Below are 21,002 nucleotides of genomic sequence, written 5' to 3'. Positions count from 1 at the left end.
GTCCTGATCACACCAACAGCGGCAGTCGCAGGCGAGTTGTTACGGCAAATCAGAGATGCGCCGATAGAACGAAATTTTCACGAGCTGTGGCTGCTCGGTGGTGTCATGTTGTTTGATTAGGGCCGAACAGGGTATTCTTCTGCGAAGTTAGACAATCGCACCTGTGCGGTCTTCTGCTGCGCCATGGCGCAGATCCAAGGAACGTGTATTGCCAAGCTGACCGCTTTTCCGTCGAGCGACGCATAGATTGCGGTTGCCGTCGCAGGCTACCCCGAATTACAGCGGGACAATGCGCATGGATCGAACTAGTCCCTGACTTCCGACGAATCCGGGATCTCACCAATCTTATTGACGGCGACGTCGACTGTCATGCCCAGATAGTCTTTGGCTTCTCCAAACCATGAGCCTTCCAATGGTATTGCCTGAGCTGGATGTCGGGCGACTGCCACCGGGATCAGATTGAAACCCGCGGTGATCTGGTTCGTCGGGTCGTAATCTAGCCATCCTGCACCGGGGAGAAATACCTGCAGCCAGGCATGTGTAGCGCCGACGCCCGTTGTTCCGACCGCGCCGCCGTCCAACGCCGCGTCGTACAAGTAACCTGATACAAAGCGGGAGGCGATCCCGAGCCGGCGCAATGCCTCTATCATCAACCAGGCATAGTCACGGCATGATCCTGATTTGGTGCGAACGGTTTCGCCAGGTGACTGGGTTCCTTCTGTTTCTCTCGCACAGTAGGTAAAGTCATCCTGGAAAGTGTTCAGCATCCGACGCAACACATCGATGGTTTGGTCCTGGTCGCGCGCGACGAAGCGCTTGGTCCAGGCGGCTACGCTTCCATCAGGATCTTCAGTATGCGGACGCAAATAGCCAGCGAGATCGGTCCATTCGTCGGGGGTATATTGCACCGGGATTTCGTCGGCGCGCGGTTCCAAAGGGAAGGCCTCTACTCCCTTTACTCCGAAAAAGACACCTTGAACCTCAAACGTAAACGTCAGTTCGGCTCCGGCCTCGCTGAACTCCATCACGGTCACAGTGTTGGAACGGGGATCGCTGATCCAATGAATCTTTGAGGGAACGCTCGTTCTCGCCGACCAACCGAGCAGACGCGCCCAGGCGCCACGTCGCGGCAAAAATATTGCTCGGTGCGTGCCGAAGGTAACAGGCTTGGCATACCTGTAGGTCGTAACATGTGTGATCTTACCAAGAATCGCCATGTCTACCAGCTCTGCCGCAGTTAAATAGGATCCCTTGCCGAAACGGGCGATGGTGAAGTTGCATAGGTTCAGCCATTTATCCATGACCAGCCCATAGCGGCGTGTCAACGGCCTTCACGCGTGCCGCGGCCAATGCGAGCTGGGCGCGATACTACGGTCAGACCGAGTCGCGCTGAGTACGAAGATTGGATACAACGCGCCGGTTTTGCACCTTGCACGAGCGGCTCGTGCAGTCGCGGACTTCGCGATCGTTGCCGTAGCCCTTGGCCCATACGCGGCTGGCGTCCACGCCCTTCGAAACCAGATAGGCCATCACTGCATCGGCGCGTCGCTGTGAAAGTGTCGTCATTGCTGAACCAGATCCGGAATCGTCGGCAAATCCCTGCAGCTTGACCAGCCATTGCGGGTTGCTGTTGAGCCAGGTTGCCTGCTTATCCAACGTTGCCTTGGCGACGTTATCAAGCGTGGCCGAGTCCTGCGTAAAGTAGGTCCGTCGGCCGACATTCAGAATGAAGTCCTGTTCGCTTCCGGCCGCGACATTCTCGAAGCCGGGCGCCGGGTCGTTGGTCTGTCCGGTCATCGGCGCCACGGCAGGCTCCTCCACCTCGGCGATATCGGTGGTGCTGCAGGCGACAAGCGCCAAGAGCATGGTAGCAGCAACGAGAGGCCTAGAACATCCGATTAAAACAGACATCAGGGTGATATTCCTCATTCGACCGGAACCGCTTGGTTCGTCTGCGCGGCATTTTGAGCTTGATCGGCAATGTGGGGCAGGACTTGTACCGCGGTGCCGATGGGGCACCGCTGATAAAGATCGATTGCATCCTCGTTGAACATGCGAATGCAGCCGCTGGAGGCATCCTTGCCGATACTGCCTGGCTCCAGAGTACCGTGGAAACGATAGCCGGTATCGACGCCGTCGCGAAGCAAATACATCGCGCGCGGCCCAAGTGGGTTCTTCGGTGAACCTCCATCTACCGACTCGGGCAGCTCGGGGTGGCGTTGACGCATCTCCGGCGGCGGGGTCCAGCGCGGCCAAAGCGCCTTCTGGTCGATCGTCGCGCGGCCATACCATTTGAAGCCCTCGCGGCCGACACCGACGCCATAACGAATGGCCGTCTTGTTCTCCATGATCAGGTAGAGAAAATGATGCGTCGTATCGACAACAACCGTACCAATCGGCTCGCTGCTGAAATATTTGACAACCTGGCGGTGCCACTTCCTGTCGATCTTGACAAAGTTCGTGCTTCGGAACGTCACACCGTTGTCGATACTGGTTCCGGAAAAATATGAAGCGGCCGCAGCTAAAGTCGGCTTCTCAACCGCCGCCAAGGTTCCGACCGAAGCCAAACCGCCAAGCAGAATATCCCTGCGCGTCCACCTCATCGGCATCCCCCGAAAGCCAAGCAGCGAGGCGCTCATGTAAAACAGATTTTTCGTGGCCGACAAGAATAAAAATGCATTGCTCTGCATCCTCGGTGGAGCGGCGCTGCCGCCCTGTCCCAGTCGCATGCCGGACCTATCCTTGCCGAAGCACCCGCATGCCGGTCGATCTCATCTCGTATTCGAAACGATCCTGAGAATAGACGCCGTGCTTCATGAAGAACCGCTTCGACGTCAGGAATTGCGGGTCGCTCGACGGTTCGTATTGTCCGGACAAGACTACAGCACCGTCCATCCGCACGGTGACGTCGAAGCTACCCTTGCCGTCGAAGGCCACCGTCACCGCGAGGTCGTACGTCGTTCCGTCACGTTTCAGCGTCTGCCCGTCGTAGATCGCGTTGCGCAGTCCCCAATTCTCGAAGCAGCCGCCCATCCCCTTTCCGCGGGTGTAGTCACTGTCGAACCGAAGCGTGTTGCCGCCGGTCCAACGCAGGCTCATCGGCGGCGAGCAGCCGATCCGTCCGTCATGGACCTGGAAAAGGATGAAGTCGTTGTCCCTCGACGTCTTCATCGACACCTTCGACTCAAATACATAAGTGATCCTGCTGGTCACCGAGATGTTTGTGGAGTTCAACTCCGCCCGCTGGTGGAATATCCCGCCACTGCAATGGTTCGAGCTGTTGTGAAAGACGTAGGTGTCCTTGACATGCTTGATAGCGCCGGCATCTACGCCGCAGGACGTCTGCCAGCCCAGGGAAACTGATCGACCCTCCGCTGCCTTGCCGATGCTCGATTGAGTGCCAATAGTTGCAATGGCAACCGCAGTAAACACCGCTACTGCTCGCTTCACGGTGGTCTCCATCGCGATCGGCTCAGAAAAAGATCAACCTTTTCTACCACGCGGCGCCCCGGACCGGAAGGAGCCGGGCGCAGGCAATACAGAGGGCGTTGCTCGCTGTCAGCATATTTGAACCGCGACCAAGTCCCGCGCGCTAATCCCGACAGACGAACAGAAATCGCTGGCGGGATATCCTTCCCGCCGTCGCGCCGGTCACAGGATTCGCATAGCGCGGAACCACAACTGATAGAGGCATCGTAGTTTACGGTATCATACCGGAAATGGCTTGTATCTTCCTGCGTTCTTCGCTCAGGTGGATCGAAATGGGAAAGGCGAGCCCGACAGCTACGGCGTGATTGCGATGTGGAAGACGAATCAGTAGATTGGCATTTGGCGTCCCTCGCGTGCAACGTTGACACTTATCCCATGCTGACGGAACGCCCCGGGGGACACGTGATGCGACGAGTTAAATATAGTGCCGTGCATGCGCCAATCTACTCTCTCCTCGCATTGTGTCTGCCGGCCGGGATCGCGGTAGGGCAGGAGGTCGCGAAACCGGCTCAGAAACCCTCTGAGACGAGCAAGGCGGATGAGCGTTGGATTCCGAAACTGCGGCTCGGGGATGACACCGCCTACCTGGAATTTTACGGCCAGATCAACAAAGGCTTGCTGGTTTACGACGACGGCGGTTCGACTGACAACTACTTCCCCGTCGACAACGGCAACTCTTCGACACGCGCCGGCTTTCGCTTTTACTCCAAGATGGAGAACAACTGGTCGGTGGGCGGAAATCTCGAATGGGAATGGACGCCCTATTCGACAACGAACGTCAATCAGCTCAACAAGGGCGACTACGATTGGGAGGCACAGCTTCTGCGAAAAGCAGAAGTCTATATGGAGTCGAAGGAATACGGGAAGTTCTGGTTCGGCCAGGGTAGCATGGCGTCCGATGGCAGCGCCGAAGTCGATTTGTCCGGCACCTCGGTCGTCGGCTATTCGCTTATCTCGGACATGGCCGGCGGACCGTTCCTCAGGTTTGATGATGGAACGCTCTCTTCAATACGCGTCAAAGACGCCTTCACAAACTACGATGGTCTCGGTCGAAAATTGCGATTCCGCTACGACACCCCATCCTACGGCGGATTCAGCGTGTCGTCGTCCTTTGGGACGCAAGTCGTACCTGAGCCGAGTGACGTCGCCGTGTGGGACATTGCGTTGCGCTACGACCAAACGATCGAGGACGTCAAAATCAGCGGCGCATTGGCGTTTTCGAGGCCGGGCGATGGCAATTCGATCTACGACGCCTCGGTTTCACTGCTACATCAGCCAACGGGCCTGAGCCTTACCCTTGCAGCCGGCTACTCGGACAAGGAGTCCATCGATGGACACTACGGCTATGCCAAGGTTGGTTACCAGACGGATATATTTGAAGTCGGCAAGACAGCCTTCTCCGTCGACGCCTATTTTGGTCGGGACATCAAGGGCAAGGGAACGGATAGCGATTCCTACGGTGTGCAAGTCGTACAGAATCTCGATTATTGGCAGACCGAACTTTTTGTCGGTGCACGTACTTATTCGTACGACGACGAAGTCTCAAGTGTCCAAGACAGTTATGCTGTGCTCGCAGGCGCCAGACTGAAATTTTAGCGATATCGCACGCTCGCCGTTCGAGCGCGCAGACCCTTCAACGAGGGCCTGGCTTGTAGCGGCTAAGAATTGCGCGGTTGGATCCAGCGGTCTCGAAAAGCTCATTGACGCTGTTCGAAACGCTATGATGTTAAGCAAGGATCCGGTGCCTGAACGTCATCAAGCGCAACATGCACAGACGAGTTGCGCTCGATGTCCGGTTGCCGCGATCGATAGGCGCGACTTACGGATTCCACGTCAGCAAAAACGCGTCAGATCCGAGGGCTGACCCGGAACGTGACAGCCGAACTTTGCCGGCGATCATCGCTGGTTACAAGGTCGCCCGTGCGAATAAGTTGGTTCAACGCGGACGTTACTATTGTCGCAACCCAACTATCCCCTATCGGCCCGGTCTTGTCCCACAAGCTCCAGTGGGCCGGTCCCCGCGTGACTTTGCAACTAAGTTCGCTGTAGTTTGAATGCTGTACTTGGTTTCAAGTGTTCGGATACGCGGGCACTCCCTTCTGCATTTAGCAACGTTCAGACATACAGCGGGCAACTGCGGTACTGAAAAAGCATAACTATTTTTAACCCGTCATTTGTACTTGTGCCGTAGCGTGTCGCTCAACCTGAGCGAGGATGGCATGCACGGTCTGGGCAATGATGTGGCTAATTTTTCCGGTCGAGATTTCATTCGACGGATCGTCTATCCCATGGCAGCAGTCATGGTTGTCGCAATCTTGGTCGTAACCGTCGTCCTTGTCTTGTCGGCACGCCAACAAAACAGGCTGGAAGTCGAAGCGTCCACGAGACTTGCGACAACCGCACTCCAAGTAAAGGCCCGAGAGGTCGGACGGGATCTGCGCAACTATACGATTCGTCAGGATGTCTACGAAAACGTCAGCAGGAGCGGCAACATTGCCTGGGCCGCGACGGACGGGAATATCGGCCCGAACATTTACAAGGACCTCGGCTACGAACTGGTATTTGCTGTCGCTCCAGGCAACCGCACGATCTATGGGCTGATCGATGGAGAGCCGAAGGACGTCGACGCGCTGAAAGTGATGCCACGTGGACTTCGGGATCTTCTGAATGTCGCCTCCATTCAGGCCGACCCAACGACAAGCTTGATCAAGTCGGGGAGCGATATCTATGTGGTGGCGGCAAATGGAATACTTCCGCCATCCATTGACCGTTCGAGCGTAAAGCCAAGAGACCTCACCATGTTGGTTTTCGCCGAACGACTGGACCAGAAGTTTCTCGATCGGATGGGGCGCGACTACCTGCTGTCCGATTTGAAAATCTCGCTTGATCGAGTGGACGATGCCGAGGCCTCGATCCCACTCCTGACTCAGGATCGCGTTTTCCTCGGAACGATCTCCTGGTCTCCGCCGAAACCTGGCGAGCAGCTCCTTCGCTTCATCTTGCCACCACTCGGCATCGCCCTTGTCGTGCTCGCGGCATTTGCCATTCTGGTGGTCAGAAATGCTCGCCGTTCGACCTCGGCTCTGGAGGCCTCGGCGAAAACTGTCGAAGCCTATGCACAGACGCTCAAAGAGAGTGAAATCAGGTTCAAGGACGTTGCTGAAGCCTCCTCTGACTGGATATGGGAAAGTGATGAGGATCTCCGACTGGTCTACTTTTCGACGCGCTTCAGCGACGTGACGGGACTTTCGCCACAAGCCATTCTCGGCAAGACGTTCGAACAATTCTTCTCGAGCGACTCGGATGGAGATGGCTGGAGGCAACTGATGGCAGGTAGCAGCGATCAGCGCGCCTTCCGGGATCTGCGTTGCTCCTATCGGGACGCCAACGGCAATGGGCGCATTTGCCGGCTGGCGGGGCGCCCGATCGTTGCTTCGTCAGGGGAGTTCCTGGGTTTTAGAGGAACGGCGACTGATATCACCGAGGAGGTGGAAGCACAGGAGCGAGCCAGCCATCTTGCCCATCATGACGCACTCACGGGTCTACCCAACCGAGCGCTCTTTCGCGAACGGCTTAACATCGCACTGGCCGCGACCGCCGAACAGACTGCACGCGTGGCAATCATCTGTCTCGACCTCGATCACTTCAAGGAAGTGAATGATACGCTCGGACATGGGGCAGGGGACCAGCTTCTCCAGCAGTTGTCGAACCGTCTGCTCGGATGCGTGCGCAAGCACGATACGGTCACCCGTCTCGGTGGCGACGAGTTTGCAATCATTCAAATGGGCGTTGCTCAACCTCTTGAAGCAGAGGAGCTTAGCCGAAAGCTGATCGACGTGGTGCGCGCACCCTTTACGATCGAAGGACAGGATCTGCACGTTGGTGTCAGCATCGGCATCGCCATTGCAGACGCCACAGAGACCGATCCCGAGCGCCTGTTGAAGAATGCCGACATTGCTCTTTACAGAGCCAAGCAGAGCGGGCGTGCAACCTACCGGATATTCGAAGCGCAAATGGACGCCGAACTCCAGCAGCGCAAGGCATTGGAATACGACCTCAGACAGGCGGTTCTAAAGGACGAGCTGGAAGTCCACTATCAGCCCCTTATCGATCTCGGGAAGCGTCAAGTCGCTGCCGTGGAAGCGCTCGTAAGGTGGCGTCATCCAGCACGCGGCTTGGTATCGCCTGCCGATTTCATACCATTGGCCGAAGAGACTGGCCTCATCATTTCGATCGGCGAGTGGGTTCTCGAGACGGCCTGCCGCCAGGTGCTCGATTGGCAAAACCTTCGAGTTGCGGTCAATCTCTCCCCGGTCCAGTTCCGAAACAGGGAGTTGGTTGAAACCGTCCGCCAGGTTCTAGTGCGGACCGGTTTGGCGCCTGAACGGCTCGAACTTGAAATCACAGAAAGCGTGCTGATCAATGATGCGTCGGCTGCGCTCGAGATCCTGAACGGTCTGAAGAACCTTGGCGTGAAGATCGCCATGGACGATTTTGGAACCGGTTATTCGTCACTGGGCTATCTGAATTCGTTTCCGTTCGACAAGATCAAGATAGACAAATCCTTCATCGGCGACATGGACAGCAAGGACAAGTCCGGGGCCATTGTGAAATCCGTGATCGGCCTGGGGCAGAGCTTGAACATGGTTACGACAGCCGAAGGCGTCGAGACACCGGAGCAAGCGGAATTCCTGAGGCAAGAGGGTTGCGACCAGGTCCAAGGTTATTATTTCAGCAAACCCGTGACAGCGCCCGAACTGTCCACGTTCATCGAGCGATGGGATGGCGCCAGAGCCTGGGGCGACGTCGCTGCCTGACGGAGTGTTATCGGCCACAAAAGACAGACGGCAGGATTTTCCCGGCAGGTTCCAATAGTCAATCTGGAGGCGCGCATAGCAGCTATTCGGCTTTTGCGTTTGCCTCACATTCCTGTTTGCTTATTTTGCATCTCCCGCCAGGCCTGCGTTCCCTGGCTTTGGTCCGAGGTAGAGATAATCGGAGGCACGATGCAAAACATGATTGTCGCGGACAATCACATGGCGTCCGTTGAAAACGGCACCAAGACGATTGCGGTTCGCGTTGGATACTGCACGGTTAAGCCGGGGCCCCTGGAGATCAGATCCGCTAGTGGATGTTGGCCAACGACCCGGGTGCACGTCGTTTCCGTCCAGAGAAAATCGATCTCGGCACTGAATTCGGACGAGCTTAGCCAAAGTGGTTTTTCCAACGTCAATATACTGGTCAAACAACTCCAGCCCGCCCATCCCTGTCTTTCGACAGATTCCGATGTCACCGTGATCAATTGGAAGGCGGCTAGTTAGCGGTCAATTTGTGGGGTTCCCCGAGACGTTCCGATCAGTGCGCCCGGCGTCGAGGTTTCAGTCGCATGGGCGTGGAGGAGGCACCCCCTCTCGATGCAATGGCGTGCCCTTGCCAGTCTAAGCAATGCAGAGCCGCGGCTTCTCGCTTGAAATGCGAGCGTTTCTTGTGACAGAACGCCGGGGAAATCACGAAGGAAGCCGAACGTGAAACTGGACATCGAAGCTGTCGCTGAAGAGGCAAGGACTTGGCGCCGACATATACATCAAAACCCCGAATTGCTTTTCGATCTGCCCGAGACGGCGGCCTTCGTTGCAGAGAAACTACACAAGTTCGGTTGCGATGAGGTTGTCACGGGGATCGCGAAGTCGGGTGTCGTGGCCGTCATCAACGGCTCAAGAGGTCCGGGCAAAACGCTTGGCTTTCGCTGCGACATGGATGCTCTTCCCATGTTCGAGCAAACGAATCTGCCTTACGCATCAAAAATGCCGAACCGCATGCATGCCTGCGGTCATGATGGCCACACTGCAATGCTGCTTGCTGCGGCGAAGTGCCTGGCCGCAAACCGCGATTTTCCAGGTGCGATCGTGTTGATCTTCCAGCCCGCCGAGGAAGGCGGTGGCGGGGCCCGCGTCATGATTGAGGAAGGTCTCCTGGAGCGCTTCGGGATCGAAGAAGTCTACGGCATGCATAATGAACCAGGCGTCGATGTTGGTTCATTCGCCATACGCAGCGGTCCTTTCATGGCGGGCGCCGACCGGTTCCTGGTGACGATCAACGGCAAGGGTGGACATGCGGCATCCCCGAACCTCACCCGGGACCCGGTATTGGTAAGTGCGCATATGATCACCGCGCTGCAGTCGATTCCGTCCCGGTATACCGATCCCTTCGATCCGGTTGTCGTGTCGGTCACCTTCATGAACGGAGGCAACGACCAGGCTCTTAACGTGATTCCTGCATCGGTTAAGATAGGCGGTACAATTCGAACAATGCAGCCTGAAACGCGCAAGGCAGTCGAGCAACGCTTCCGCGATATCGTGGGGGTGGCAGCCAAGCTCTTCGAAACGGAGGCGGAGGTCACCTGGATTCCAGGATATCCGGTTACCGTCAACGACGAGGAGAAGACCCGCGTGGCCGTGTCGGCTGCCGCCAACGTCGTGGGGGCGGGTCGTGTCGAGACGGCCTATGCGCCATCGATGGGGGCTGAAGACTTCGCCTACATGCTTGAACAACGCCCGGGCGCCATCATTCTCGTCGGGAATGGAGACAGTGCCTACCTTCACCACCCTGCATACAATTTCGACGATAGAGCAATCATATACGGCGTCAAATACTGGTTGTCGCTGGCAAATCAGGAGCTCGGGCGCCTTTAGCGTCAATAGTGCCGTGTCAGGCGTGCAAACAAAAAAGGCCGGCACCTCCCTCGGCGCCGACCTCTCGTAATCTGTCTCAACAACAACTGCCAGTACATCCGTGGTCAGCCGTCAGAGACATGATGGGTTGAATGTAAACTTTTGCGAAGAAGCGTCAAGTACAGCTTCCGGAGCATGCTGCCGCCGCATGACGCCGTCAGGCCGTCACAAGTATCCAGCAAATTCCAGAATGAACGCGCCAATCGCAATCAGTGCCAATGCTGGCCAGTTTCTGGAGATACCAAGGAACCTCAGACCCTGGCCTCGGGGTTCGAGCGTGCGGCCACCATGCGCTGCGGTTACAGCCGTCTATCGAGCGTTGACCGGAAAAGGGACGAGTGTTCCGGCGACGACAAGAGCTGCGCCAATCAAGATTACCCACATCACCGCCTCCGCGATCTAGGGGACCGGTGATGGCTAAACCTGATCCAGGCTTGATTGTTCCGTATCTGTATCGGGGAGGATGATCGAAGCCTCTGCCAGTTTTTCCCGCGCAACGCGTTCCAGCGCGGCTCCTTCGTGCTCGCCTTGCTTCCAAAGTGCCAACAGCAGTGTGGCGATCTGAAGTACTGCTTTCCTGTCCCTGGCAATTCCATTCTCGCGACAGATCGTCTTAAGGACAGGATTCACGACGGAGAAATCGACACGGTCCATTAGCCACCCGCGCCGGGAGGAACGTCGTTCGTCAGAAGTTCCTTACGCTTGCACGTATCTTCGGCGGCCGCGTCGATCAATGCGTCAGCAGACTGCGTAAGCCCCACCCCCGCTCCGCGAGATCCGGAATAGGCGAGGACGGCCAAACCAGCCGAAGGAGTTGTCGCGGCGTTCCTCATGATTTTCTCCACGGCGCCTGTGCTAGCCTTTTTTCGACTGAACTGCGCGCCGAGACCATTGCAACAATGCCAGGCCCACTTGGCCGATGCCGAGTAAAGTGGGCGCCGCGGGATGGTGGTAAAGTAGCGAGATCGAAGTGGTTCAAGGTTGCAAATTTCGCTTACGCGCCCTCTGTGAGAAAATTGAAAAAGCAAAACCCGACGGACGGGTCGTCGGGCTTTTTTTGCATGGACCTACAGACGGTGTGGACCTGACAGCAGAACGCTGCATCTCGAGAATTAGTGCTATGGTCGAAAGTTTCAAGCGCGTCCAGATGCCCATATGAGCAGGATATCAATCGTTTCACAACCTCGGTCTGCATGTTGTGGAAGTAGGAGGGAGGTTCACGAGAGGGCGAGAACCTCCCCTTGCATTTCTGAAGAGAACTCCTCTGCGGCGGGGATCCGCATGATTGGAGTTAGGCCTTTACCTTTGTCTTTTCCCTAAGGTTTCGACAATCCTAATATACGCTTACCCGCAGAAGCGGTCCATTTGCTCAAAAGCATTAAGTCCCCGGTGGAAACATGCCCGGAAGTTTCGAACAGGTGGAATTAGGCACTGACGTCGATGTCACTGAAGAGCGGAAAGGTCGAACAGGTCAGTTCAGCCGTCTACTCTTCCTCCCTATGCTAAGAGAGGGTGGATGCTCTAGCCCGTTGCTCAAGATAGGAACAACGAAGAGCGGAGCCTCTTTCGGAACTAAGTCTCAGTCACGCCTCGATGACACCGTTGTCTTCGCCATCCCAATATTTCAGCCGGTCCGCTTGGACCTTGATCAGAAGAAGTCCCGGGGTCTCAACGCCTTGCGGAAACCAGCGTTCCAGATCCTTCACCCAGTGGTCATCGAACATGCTGCGATCGCGGACAAGTGACGCTTTGCCCTCAATCGAGATGAACATGCCGGGCCTGCCGAGCATGCTCGGCGCTTCGCAAAAGGCGAGCGTCACGCAAGGATCGCGACCGATGTCATTGATTTTTGAGGTGTTGTCATAAGAAAAGAAATAGCTATCGCCATCATACTCGGTGTCTCCGTTGTTGCTCATGGGGCGATTTGCGATTGCTCCGCTCGATGTCTTCGTCGACATCATGCAAAAATCTATCTTGCGCATCTTTTCGGATAAATCTGCGAGTGACTTGCCTGCCATTTCAAAACTCCCATACAGAGCTGCGGATGGGCGGATCCTTGTCCGTGAGATGGAAACGGTCGTTGTAAAGAAAGGTTCGCCACCACTGAGAAAAGGAGTGCCGAGAGCCTTCGCTCGCCCGCTCCTGCCGCGGCCACACGGTATGATTGTGCGCTCTACCGGAGCCGCCTTGTCGGCGCATCGTTCAACGGCTTGTTCCTGCGCTTGATAATTCGACTGCGCTCCTGCCGGTTCTCTTTAAAGCTATCCAAGGCCGCCAGAGCCATCCCGAGCTACAAGTCGAACGGATTCCTCGCTTCTTCGTCGGGCGGCGCGGCGGTCAGCAGCACCGCCGATTTTCTGCCGCTCCGGCATCCGGGATCGATGAGCTTAATGGCCCTGCAAAACAAGGGTCTGTACCGGCAGCAACAGCGCTTGCAGCCGTAAGATCATCGCGTGGACGAGCCCGACAGTGTCCACGACATGCAGGAAGATCCAGCGCAAGGTGCCGATATTCTTGTCGGCAAGCGCGTCGTGGTTATTCGTGTAGGCGTTGGCGATGCAGCTGCTTCCCGGGGGAACGCCGTTGAGGCCGCCGGTAAAAAGTGGCTCCATGAAGACGGTCAGAGTCCCAGGCTGCGATACCTGCCGGACGTCGAGCAGTTGGTCCGTCGGCCGATATTGACCTGCGGCGATGACGTCCTGAACCTCGGTTACAACCATCGGAATGATGGTGAACGGCCGGCCGATGCAAGTCGCCTCGGCGATCATTCCCGTCTTCAACACCTGCGCCTCGATCTGTCCGAAGCCGGCGATCAGGACGTTTTTGCCCGCACTTTCTGGGACCAGGATACCGGCGGGACGCAGCAGGGGGTTGACCACGTCGCCGCGACGCAGCGTGAATTGCTGCACCGTCCCGGTGACGCCGGCCCTGACGACGGTCTTGTCGAGATCGACCTGCGCCTGTTTTTCGGCCGCCTGAGCACTCGCCTTTTGAGCCGGCAGAAGTTCTTCGATCTGCGTTTGCAAGGTCTGCTTTTTGGCGATGTCTGAATCGAGCGCACCCTTTCGACTATCGATGTTGGTTTCAAGCCTCTCAACCTCGCGCCTGGCAACGGCGTCGTTCTTCAAGAGCTGCGCCTTCATCTCGTATTCGTCGACGGCCGTTTGGTAGTCTCCCTGGGCTTGCTTGATCTCGCCGTCGGCGCTTGCAAGCTCGCTCTGAGCCACTTTCATTGCGGCGTCGACTTCGGCGATCTTGCGCCTGGACGCATCGAGCGCGGCCTGCTGGGCGTCACTGTTGAGTCTGAACAGCGGATCCCCAGCCTGGACCTTCTGGTTGATCCCGACATAAACCTCTTCCACGCGCCCGCCTGTTTCCGGCAGAATTGTTACGGTGCGGAATATCGCGGTGACATTCGACGTCGATGGATGGAAGTAGAAGATCATAGTGATCAGCGAAATCGTCAGCAGGAGACAAGCAGAAATGCCCCAGCGCAGCTCGTACCACACGCTATAGAGCGTGATTTCGCGGCCGATCCGCTTTCCTTGGCCGTAGCGTCGGTAGAGATAGTCTGGAACGATCGTCAGCAGGGAACACAGGATCAGTTCGAACATGGCTCAGATGCCCTCTCCGTGGGAGTCCACCTTCGATTCTGACACGATCGGTTCTTCTCGAACCAGCGCTGGGTCTCCTGTCGACTGGACGTCACGGCCGGAAAGTTTCCCGAGCGACCGGGCAATAGAGTAGAGCGGTGTCGAGAAGTCCGGAAATTCGATGAAAGCCAGCAAGAGACCGGCAATCCAGAAAAGATGGTTGTGCGTGAACAACGAGATCAAACCCAGCACCGCCACGATTTCCAGCTGGATCTTGCTGGTCTTATGCGCCATTCGCTCTGGAAGCGCATGGAGCTGAAAATAGAGATTGCCAATAACGAGGACCATGACCAGGAGAAAGATAGCGACCGCCACGAAAAGATAGTCGGTCTGCCCAGGTGCGGTGATGAAGACTGGCAGGTGCTCAATCGCGGCAGGATGGATTTCTTGGTCCATGTCGGAAGTCCCATCGAAGGATCGTTGTTCCTGTCGTACCTGTAGAGACATAGCAAATTCCAGCGAGCTGAACAGGGAATTTTTCGATTACGACCGGCGGTGGTTCCCGGAACTTTCTGGCTGGTCGGTCCTCGCGTTCGCAGACCACTCCAAGCGCCATAGTGGCTCAGAAGCCAGCGGAGGTCTAAGATGTAGCGGGAGCGGGGACGGAGCCATGAAATACTTTACGATGGTCGATTACGTGATCGAAGGCGTCTTCGACACCATGAGAGAGGCTCTTGCCGACGTCGAATGTCGCAAAGCCCTGGGCTACACCGCCCGTATCAAATTGATACCCGAGGACACGCCGGAAGTCCGCGAGGAACTGGCTAAGGAGCAGAGGCGGCGCTATGACGAGGCGGAGCAATTGGTGAATGGGCAGATCAAGACAGCGCAACGCCGAATCATGCAGCGTAGGGCACAAGCCAAGGCCAACAAGATCGGGCTCGGGTTTGGGATGTTTACCGGTGTCACCGTCCTGGTTTTCATTTTGCTCTAGACTGATAATAACTTTTCGATGATCGGCCGACTGAGCGCCGTCTTCCTCCACGCGGATGCGCGCGGTTCGGCAGAAAAGCCGGTCGTGAGCAAAATTAGGGCGCTGTTGCAAAAATTCCGTTGATACCCGAAAGAGCGCTGTCAATTTTCAGCGAGACTTTTGATGATGATTTGTTGTTTGCGGGTGCCGTTCTCTCGCTCATCGCGGCGCTCGCAACCTTCCTTGTCGAGATGCTGGCGGCGGGTCAAAGTATGCTGCGCCAGATCCCCAGGGGCCAGCGTCGTAGACGATAACCGAGCGAAACGCGTCCGACCGTCAACTGTACTTCCCTCGAAATCGAGGCGACGGCCTAGGGCTGGCTGGCGGATGAATACCGTGCGGCGCACCTGGAATGAGCGCCGATAGCCAGGGCGAAAAAGCAAACCCCCGGTATCGCCCGTCACACTCTCGACGCCGGATTTGGCCTGCCCCCAACCAGGCGAGGGACAAGGGCACCCGAATTACGTCTTGGCCGAATTGCGCCGCATAGGCTCTGGCAGGAGCTGGATTGCGCTCCTTCAAGGAAATTCAGTGATCTCGTCGCAGGGTGGCATCAAAAAGCACGTCTATGCTTTCCTTTGCAGCCGCCGAAGGCTTTCGAACATCACAGAGAAATTTGGGGGCGGGGTCTCTCGTCTTGAATACGACGTATTGCTCATTATATATAGGGCATCGACTTTTGCTTTTTGAGCTTTGCTTTGCGTTATGTGACGCAGCTGGCGAACCTTTTCTTACAGACATCGATCATTGACTGCCGACGGCTCTCGTCGGGCAGCAACTATTCGTGCGATTGAAAAGGATAATCGTCATGAACACAGGTATCGTTAAGTTTTTCAACACCACTAAAGGCTTCGGCTTTATCCAGCCTACGGACGGCAGCAAGGACATCTTCGTTCACATTTCCGCCGTCGAGCGCTCAGGGATGAGTTTCCTGTCTGAAGGCCAGAAGCTCAGCTTCGACGTCGTCGAGGATACCCGTTCGGGCAAGAGCGCCGCTGAAAACCTCCAAGCCGCCTAAAGAAACCATCGGTCGTTTGCCAGGGATGTACTGGCATCGACCGAACATTTCAAAAGTCGGAACTCCCTTCCTTTCCTCGTTTTCAGAGATAGTGATCGAATGAAAAAGACAAATGCCGACCAGCAAATCCAGCGGGCCCTCCGTCAGGTGAAGAACACCAGTGGCGGCGGTCACCTTGGCGGAACGAATTTCGGCCAATCGTACGATGCGAAGACATCATCTGCCAAAGGCAAATCCGACGGTAGCCGTAAAAATTCCCGCAAAGCTTGATCGCTTGCTGGAGAAGGTAGCTTTAATGGGAGGTAGATCATGACCATCACGAAAGAAGCGTTTTTCAACCCTGCCAAACTTTCTGCCGACGCGAAAGCGACGCAGATGAATGCGACGGTTCGCAATATTCTCGAAGCCGAAGTGGCGGAACGCGACAAGAAAACGCAAAAGCTCCGGGCGCTCAGACTGGCGCAGCCTGTCGTAGAGCCGTCCAGAAAAAGGAAGCCTTAGAACGCCGGCAGCCTAACCTTTCGCCTCCCTGACCACGGATGTACTGGCATGGAGATGAGATGGAAGCACAGAGGAGCCGGATTCATGTCCGGTTCCATGCTGCGGTGTAGGCACGCGAAAGCTAAGGGCGAAATTACAAAAATCTGGGAGCCAAGGAAATTGAAGGAGACCGTTTCTGAGTACGAAAGAGAAAGTCAGCGCGAATTCCCTAGCCATTTCGGTGGAGTTGACGCCGTCTCACGTTAGAGCCTTGAAGCTTGCGAAGGATGGCGATTTGCATTCCCAAGATGGCAAGTCCTGGACACATCTTGACGCTACCATCACCTACGCAAGGTCAGACCGGTTCAAAGAGCGTCCAATCAAGGTGAAGTCGGTCACAACGGCGACGGTGGAGCGGCTTACGGAACTTGACCTCCTTCGCACTCTCGATCGATCCGATGGTGCGGCGCATTCGCCTCACGGTATTACCATGGCGGGCAAGCTTTGGCTTCTGAAGCACAAGTGAAGCATGGAAATCTCCCTCGCGCGACGAGGGCGAGCGTGACGTTTATCGACGAAGTCGATTGCCAAAGCTGCGGAGCGTGCTGCTCATACTCATCCGAGTGGCCCAGGTTCACCACGGAAGCCGATGACGATCTGGATTTGGTCCCCGGCTACTATGTGGCAGCTGATCAAGGCGGGATGCGCTGCGAAGGCTCGCGATGTTCCGCGCTGGCGGGTGAAGTAGGCATAAGCACGGCATGCCTTGTCTATGAAGTTCGGCCGGATGTTTGCCGAGCTTGTGTTCCTGGTGATGATGCTTGTCAGACCGCGCGGGCTAAATTTGGTTTCTAGCTGGCAGGCCTAAGGTTCTTTTCGCGATTAGCCTTAGACGCGCACCGGGCAATGGGCGACGGGTGCGTACCAAGGGCGCGGTACATTACATTTTTTAGATGTATCGAGGGGCAGCGGAGGTCACGCGACGGGGCCGGAGGCACATAGCCCCTGCTATCGGGTGGAACGGGTGCTTCGCCATTCGGCGACATCCTCCTTTTGAACCCATCTTGTGTCTTCATCCTCTGCGCGACCATGCTCCAGCTTAAAGGTGACAACCTCGCCGAACGTTCGTCGGCCATAGGAGGGGTCACTTCGGCCCCGATCCTGACCCCGCCGCATTTCAATTTGCTATCTGGAGATCAAAGGCTTACGCTCATATAACGAGGGGTCAGCCTTCGGTGCCACAATCTGACGGCTGAACTGCTCCGAACGCCAGATTGCTGTTTGACGAACGAGACTACTGTGGCTGACGCAGCTGCGCGGCGTCTCGAAATGAGATCAGGCGTCGCCTGTGCTCATCCCACAAAACCAGTTTTACACAGCGCAGGCTCTGCATCATGGTGATGCGGCCAATACCGGCCAATGCCGGGTGGTCTCTCAACACCTCCGGAAGCCTGTAATAGGGGACCCTGCTCGACAGGTGGTGAACGTGATGGATACCGATGTTGCCGGTGATCCAGCGAAGAGCCAACGGCAGGTCGTAGTGCGATGCACCATGAAGGGCCGCATGTGGAAATTGCCATTCCGGTTCTCTCGACCAATGGGTTTCTTCAAACTGATGTTGCACGTAGAAGAGCCAGATGCCCGCGGTTGCGGCCAGCATGGCGACGGGCAGATGCACCAGCAGGAAGGGCAGGATTCCGATTGCCCATATCAATATCGCGGAGCTGAGCGCGATCGCCAGATTTGTCGCCATGGTGGATATCCAAGGCAAGGAACCGGATCGCATCATGCCGAAGGGTAGCCGCTGCTTGAACAGGAACAGCCATGCGGGGCCGATGCCAAACATGATTGCCGGATGCCTATACAGGCGATAGCTGAGCCGACCGATCCAGGAACGCCGGTCATACTCCAATACCGTTAGCGTTGTTATATCGCCAACGCCGCGCCCCTCGAGATTTCCCGCCAAGGCATGATGCTCGGCATGCGCCCGGCGCCAGTAATCATAGGGCGTAAGCGTCAGGACGCCGATCACGCGGCCCGTCCAGTCGTCAATACGGCGACGGGCAAAGAAGGAGCCGTGGCCGCAATCGTGCTGGATCATAAACAAGCGAAGCAGAAAGGCGGCTGCGGGAACAATCAGAACTAGCCCGGCCCAGTAGCCGTAGTGAACCGCCGCCAAGGCACCAGCCCAGCAGAACGCAAATGGAATGGCCGTTACTGCAAGTTCGAAAACGCTGCGTCTGAGATGCGGCTGGCGATACATGGCGAGGATTTTGAGCCAAGCCTTTTCATCGGACAGGGGTGGGCTTCGATCGCGGTGGAGGGGCTCGGTCAAAGAATAGTTCCACCAATGGCAATGAATGATGAGAATGCAAGTGCTATCACAACGGCGGATTTAATGAGGAAAAGCGGGTAGTCGAAGCGATAGATTGGATGAAAAGAGTTCATCGCTGCTGGATCTCCTGAGGTTCGGAATGTTGTCGTAGGGACGCTCGCTTGATAAATGGTGCGCGGCCGCTTGGCGCGTTTCCTTTTGGCTTCATCTCTTGTGCTTGCCGCCCTGCAGGCTGCTTTCCGTGGCGTCCTTTTTCTGATTGGCGAAGGTCGTCTCAACCCTCACCGGCGCCATTTCCTGTTTAGGCTTCCGCGTCTCGCGGTTGCTTCGCATTTGTCCTTTGGCCATTGGTTCGATCCTCTCAATTGAAATCGGGCTTTCCGTTTTTGTCATGAGGCGTGATTGGTGGCATCACCGCCTTCCTGAGATTTTTCCGATGCGGCATCGGAAATCCCGGCCTCGTATCGGGTTATCAATCTTCGGCGCGTCGGAGAACGACGCGGTCGCGAAGCGGCGGTATGTCATGGGATCTTTCTGCGGGCGCAGCGCTTGATGCGGCCTGAATAGCACTGATTGCCATTGGTTGATAGAAGCGGCCAGAAATATTATCGGGAGATAAAACTCACAGAAATTAGTTGCGGTCCAATAACAGTAACGGAATGTGACATAATTCGTGGGCGAAGGCGGACAGCCGGCGAAGTTGACACCGTTGTGCAGAAGCTTACTTTCTGCGCAAGGAGATGTTCATGGCAAAGCACGATACTGGCTTCCGATTGATGTCGGAAGCAGTCCAGGCTTGGTACCGTTTCTATGCAGAGTCACCTGAAAATCATGCATCCCAGGTCCTGTGCAACGCGGCGATCGACCTTTATCACGACGGATACCTGACGGTTGACGCCATCGCGGCCTCCCTCATCGGAACATACGTTGGGATCTGTTCGACGAAGGTGAACGCGCCGACTTCCGCATCGATTCACTAACGTCGTCGGTTCAAGCCCGACCAAATAGCGTTGGAACCAGCCATTCCATTCAAACGCAAAGGCCGCCCGAGAACGGCCTTTGCGTGCTGCTTGCCGACTTTGAGCAAGCTGCATGAGCTTCTTGTCAGTGGCCTCTTCTTCGGCAAGAGGTGATTGCAGAAATGGCACGCTATCTTCAAACCGAGCTGGTCAGCCCATGCGATCAGAGTACTGTAGCGAGCGATTTGCTGAGCTAGTTGCCGTTGATCAACGGGCGACTGTTAAGTCCAAAAATCACCCCTTTTGAGGTGAACCGCGAGGCGTTCATTGTCGCTTCTGCATCCGAACCTTTTTTCACACAGGCGGTGAGAGGTAGACAGACGTACAACAACCGCCAGCAGTCTTCGATCCATGGTTGCTCCCCATAATATACTCTTGGCCGTCATGGGTTGCATGGCGAAAACCCGACGCTCTGACGCGCGTCAGCGTTATAGACCGGGACAATTTCCATAATTTCGACAGTCCGAAATCGATAGGTTACTCCGTAAGAAACTATGAACACAAATTCATCTTCGAAAGTTAGTCCGGTACAAGCAAAGTTACGCTCACTGCCACCTTCAAATATGGATACGACTAGCATGCAATTCCTCATGAAAACCGTTTGTGCGAGTCAATTAGCTTGGCGTACGGCGACAACGGAACTGTTATGCCTCGGCGTCGCAAGGAGCCTTTTGGTTTGAAGCTTTCTCATTCCCAGATATTCGGGAATTACGCACGAGATGGATATGCGGGGCGTATTTTAACCTTATCAACACTGCGCGATGCCATGCCCCCAAAGTAATCATCAGATTCAAGGCTAAAGCAGCGTTGCGGCCCTTTAGAGGCCACACCTTTGGAATTGTTGGGAGGCCTTTTTCTGTGACCCCAGCCGACAAAGTCCGTGTTCAGTAGTGGTTAGGCCAAGGGATAACCCGCTCGAGGTCTCGGACGATATCAGCTTCCAATTCAGCGACCATCGTCTCGTACTCCTCGATATAAAAGCGGTCAGCACCATCACGCCGGAAGTTGTCTAAGGCGATACAAGCCTCGTCGTAGTCTTCAAGAAGATTGCAAAAGAACGGCCAAGAGCTGGACGCGGGCAGTTTCTGGAGCAGATGGCGTTGCGCAGGCAGCTTGAGCATCAATCGACGCAATCCACATTGCGCGGTCCTGCTGCTGCCGTCTGTCTCCATCCGATCGTTCCCCAATGGCGATCCTCTACCCAATAACAGTGTAGCAACCGCGGACCGCCACGGAAGTAAATTACGGTATGTTCTGTTTCCGTGCCCGTTCTAACCCGGTGAATTAGCGAGGCCTTTTTTGGT

23 protein-coding genes and 1 pseudogene are annotated in these 21,002 nt (G+C 56.1%); 10 read left to right on the top strand and 14 right to left on the bottom strand.

Features of this window, described 5'->3' with window-relative positions:
- Window positions 1-305: 305 nt before the first annotated feature.
- The 4 genes from C934_RS0127680 to C934_RS0127665 form a co-directional block, all read right to left on the bottom strand.
- The gene (locus C934_RS0127680) at window positions 306-1,301 is read right to left on the bottom strand and encodes a transglutaminase family protein (RefSeq protein ID WP_018859791.1); all 996 of its coding nucleotides are present in this window, start codon (window positions 1,299-1,301) and stop codon (window positions 306-308) included.
- A gap of 73 nt (window positions 1,302-1,374) precedes the next feature.
- The gene (locus C934_RS0127675; RefSeq protein ID WP_037090543.1) at window positions 1,375-1,929 is read right to left on the bottom strand and encodes an OmpA family protein; all 555 of its coding nucleotides are present in this window, start codon (window positions 1,927-1,929) and stop codon (window positions 1,375-1,377) included.
- Window positions 1,926-2,603, bottom strand: coding sequence for a L,D-transpeptidase (locus tag C934_RS0127670; RefSeq protein WP_026372132.1), 678 nt, complete (start codon window positions 2,601-2,603; stop codon window positions 1,926-1,928). The genes C934_RS0127675 and C934_RS0127670 overlap by 4 nt, the downstream gene beginning before the upstream one ends.
- 133 nt (window positions 2,604-2,736) lie before the next feature.
- Window positions 2,737-3,450, bottom strand: a complete 714-nt coding sequence (locus tag C934_RS0127665) for a hypothetical protein (protein ID WP_156828813.1) — start codon at window positions 3,448-3,450, stop codon at window positions 2,737-2,739.
- Window positions 3,451-3,864: 414 nt separating this feature from the next.
- Here C934_RS0127665 and C934_RS0127655 point away from each other — a divergent pair, with 414 nt between their 5' ends.
- The 3 genes from C934_RS0127655 to C934_RS0127640 all read left to right on the top strand — a co-directional run bounded on the left by C934_RS0127655 (window position 3,865) and on the right by C934_RS0127640 (window position 10,181).
- The gene (locus C934_RS0127655) at window positions 3,865-5,085 is read left to right on the top strand and encodes a porin (RefSeq protein ID WP_245268027.1); all 1,221 of its coding nucleotides are present in this window, start codon (window positions 3,865-3,867) and stop codon (window positions 5,083-5,085) included.
- A 623-nt stretch (window positions 5,086-5,708) separates the two neighbouring features.
- On the top strand, window positions 5,709-8,306 hold the full coding sequence (locus tag C934_RS0127650; protein WP_018859785.1) for an EAL domain-containing protein: 2,598 nt from the start codon (window positions 5,709-5,711) through the stop codon (window positions 8,304-8,306).
- Between the two features lie 708 nt (window positions 8,307-9,014).
- Entirely contained in the window at window positions 9,015-10,181 is a 1,167-nt protein-coding gene (locus C934_RS0127640; protein WP_018859783.1) for an amidohydrolase, read from the top strand.
- A 204-nt stretch (window positions 10,182-10,385) separates the two neighbouring features.
- Here the strand turns inward: C934_RS0127640 and C934_RS35960 are convergent.
- From C934_RS35960 to C934_RS0127615, 6 genes and pseudogenes are all read right to left on the bottom strand, one after another.
- A pseudogene (locus tag C934_RS35960) lies at window positions 10,386-10,604 on the bottom strand (hypothetical protein).
- Between the two features lie 33 nt (window positions 10,605-10,637).
- Window positions 10,638-10,874: a hypothetical protein gene (locus C934_RS0127635; protein ID WP_018859782.1), complete on the bottom strand. Its 237-nt coding sequence runs from the start codon at window positions 10,872-10,874 to the stop codon at window positions 10,638-10,640.
- The gene (locus C934_RS0127630; protein WP_018859781.1) at window positions 10,874-11,053 is read right to left on the bottom strand and encodes a hypothetical protein; all 180 of its coding nucleotides are present in this window, start codon (window positions 11,051-11,053) and stop codon (window positions 10,874-10,876) included. The genes C934_RS0127635 and C934_RS0127630 overlap by 1 nt, the downstream gene beginning before the upstream one ends.
- A gap of 750 nt (window positions 11,054-11,803) precedes the next feature.
- Window positions 11,804-12,238 carry a pyridoxamine 5'-phosphate oxidase family protein gene (locus C934_RS0127625; RefSeq protein WP_018859780.1) on the bottom strand — a complete coding sequence of 145 codons (435 nt, stop codon included), beginning with the start codon at window positions 12,236-12,238 and terminating at the stop codon, window positions 11,804-11,806.
- Window positions 12,239-12,607: 369 nt separating this feature from the next.
- Window positions 12,608-13,834, bottom strand: a complete 1,227-nt coding sequence (locus C934_RS0127620) for an HlyD family secretion protein (RefSeq protein ID WP_018859779.1) — start codon at window positions 13,832-13,834, stop codon at window positions 12,608-12,610.
- A 3-nt stretch (window positions 13,835-13,837) separates the two neighbouring features.
- Window positions 13,838-14,269: a hypothetical protein gene (locus C934_RS0127615; protein ID WP_018116768.1), complete on the bottom strand. Its 432-nt coding sequence runs from the start codon at window positions 14,267-14,269 to the stop codon at window positions 13,838-13,840.
- A 214-nt stretch (window positions 14,270-14,483) separates the two neighbouring features.
- Between C934_RS0127615 and C934_RS0127610 the strand changes: the two genes are divergently transcribed.
- A complete protein-coding gene (locus C934_RS0127610; protein WP_018859778.1) occupies window positions 14,484-14,807 on the top strand; it encodes a hypothetical protein in 324 nt (107 codons plus the stop codon).
- 140 nt (window positions 14,808-14,947) lie between these two features.
- Here C934_RS0127610 and C934_RS34855 read toward each other — a convergent pair whose 3' ends face one another.
- Window positions 14,948-15,250, bottom strand: coding sequence for a hypothetical protein (locus C934_RS34855; RefSeq protein WP_156828812.1), 303 nt, complete (start codon window positions 15,248-15,250; stop codon window positions 14,948-14,950).
- Window positions 15,251-15,654: 404 nt separating this feature from the next.
- Here C934_RS34855 and C934_RS0127595 point away from each other — a divergent pair, with 404 nt between their 5' ends.
- The 5 genes from C934_RS0127595 to C934_RS34215 all read left to right on the top strand — a co-directional run bounded on the left by C934_RS0127595 (window position 15,655) and on the right by C934_RS34215 (window position 17,199).
- A complete protein-coding gene (locus C934_RS0127595; RefSeq protein ID WP_018116770.1) occupies window positions 15,655-15,864 on the top strand; it encodes a cold-shock protein in 210 nt (69 codons plus the stop codon).
- A gap of 99 nt (window positions 15,865-15,963) precedes the next feature.
- Entirely contained in the window at window positions 15,964-16,134 is a 171-nt protein-coding gene (locus C934_RS35340) for a hypothetical protein (RefSeq protein WP_198011841.1), read from the top strand.
- A 39-nt stretch (window positions 16,135-16,173) separates the two neighbouring features.
- The gene (locus C934_RS0127590; RefSeq protein WP_018859776.1) at window positions 16,174-16,365 is read left to right on the top strand and encodes a hypothetical protein; all 192 of its coding nucleotides are present in this window, start codon (window positions 16,174-16,176) and stop codon (window positions 16,363-16,365) included.
- A 220-nt stretch (window positions 16,366-16,585) separates the two neighbouring features.
- Window positions 16,586-16,870: a hypothetical protein gene (locus C934_RS35955; RefSeq protein WP_245268025.1), complete on the top strand. Its 285-nt coding sequence runs from the start codon at window positions 16,586-16,588 to the stop codon at window positions 16,868-16,870.
- 35 nt (window positions 16,871-16,905) lie between these two features.
- The gene (locus C934_RS34215) at window positions 16,906-17,199 is read left to right on the top strand and encodes a YkgJ family cysteine cluster protein (RefSeq protein ID WP_083929924.1); all 294 of its coding nucleotides are present in this window, start codon (window positions 16,906-16,908) and stop codon (window positions 17,197-17,199) included.
- A gap of 439 nt (window positions 17,200-17,638) precedes the next feature.
- On the opposite strand, the gene C934_RS0127575 is transcribed toward C934_RS34215, so the two are convergent.
- Both C934_RS0127575 and C934_RS35335 read right to left on the bottom strand, forming a co-directional pair.
- Window positions 17,639-18,679, bottom strand: a complete 1,041-nt coding sequence (locus C934_RS0127575) for a fatty acid desaturase (RefSeq protein WP_018859774.1) — start codon at window positions 18,677-18,679, stop codon at window positions 17,639-17,641.
- Window positions 18,680-18,883: 204 nt separating this feature from the next.
- Window positions 18,884-19,027, bottom strand: coding sequence for a hypothetical protein (locus C934_RS35335; protein ID WP_198011840.1), 144 nt, complete (start codon window positions 19,025-19,027; stop codon window positions 18,884-18,886).
- Window positions 19,028-19,425: 398 nt separating this feature from the next.
- Here C934_RS35335 and C934_RS0127560 point away from each other — a divergent pair, with 398 nt between their 5' ends.
- A complete protein-coding gene (locus tag C934_RS0127560) occupies window positions 19,426-19,659 on the top strand; it encodes a hypothetical protein (RefSeq protein WP_018859771.1) in 234 nt (77 codons plus the stop codon).
- A gap of 923 nt (window positions 19,660-20,582) precedes the next feature.
- Here C934_RS0127560 and C934_RS0127555 read toward each other — a convergent pair.
- The gene (locus tag C934_RS0127555) at window positions 20,583-20,870 is read right to left on the bottom strand and encodes a hypothetical protein (protein ID WP_018859770.1); all 288 of its coding nucleotides are present in this window, start codon (window positions 20,868-20,870) and stop codon (window positions 20,583-20,585) included.
- Window positions 20,871-21,002 lie beyond the last annotated feature (132 nt).

The sequence above is a fragment of the Rhizobium sp. 42MFCr.1 genome, assembly GCF_000377185.1.
Taxonomy (GTDB): Bacteria; Pseudomonadota; Alphaproteobacteria; order Rhizobiales; family Rhizobiaceae; genus Rhizobium; species Rhizobium altiplani.
This window is presented reverse-complemented; position numbering and strand designations above follow the sequence as displayed.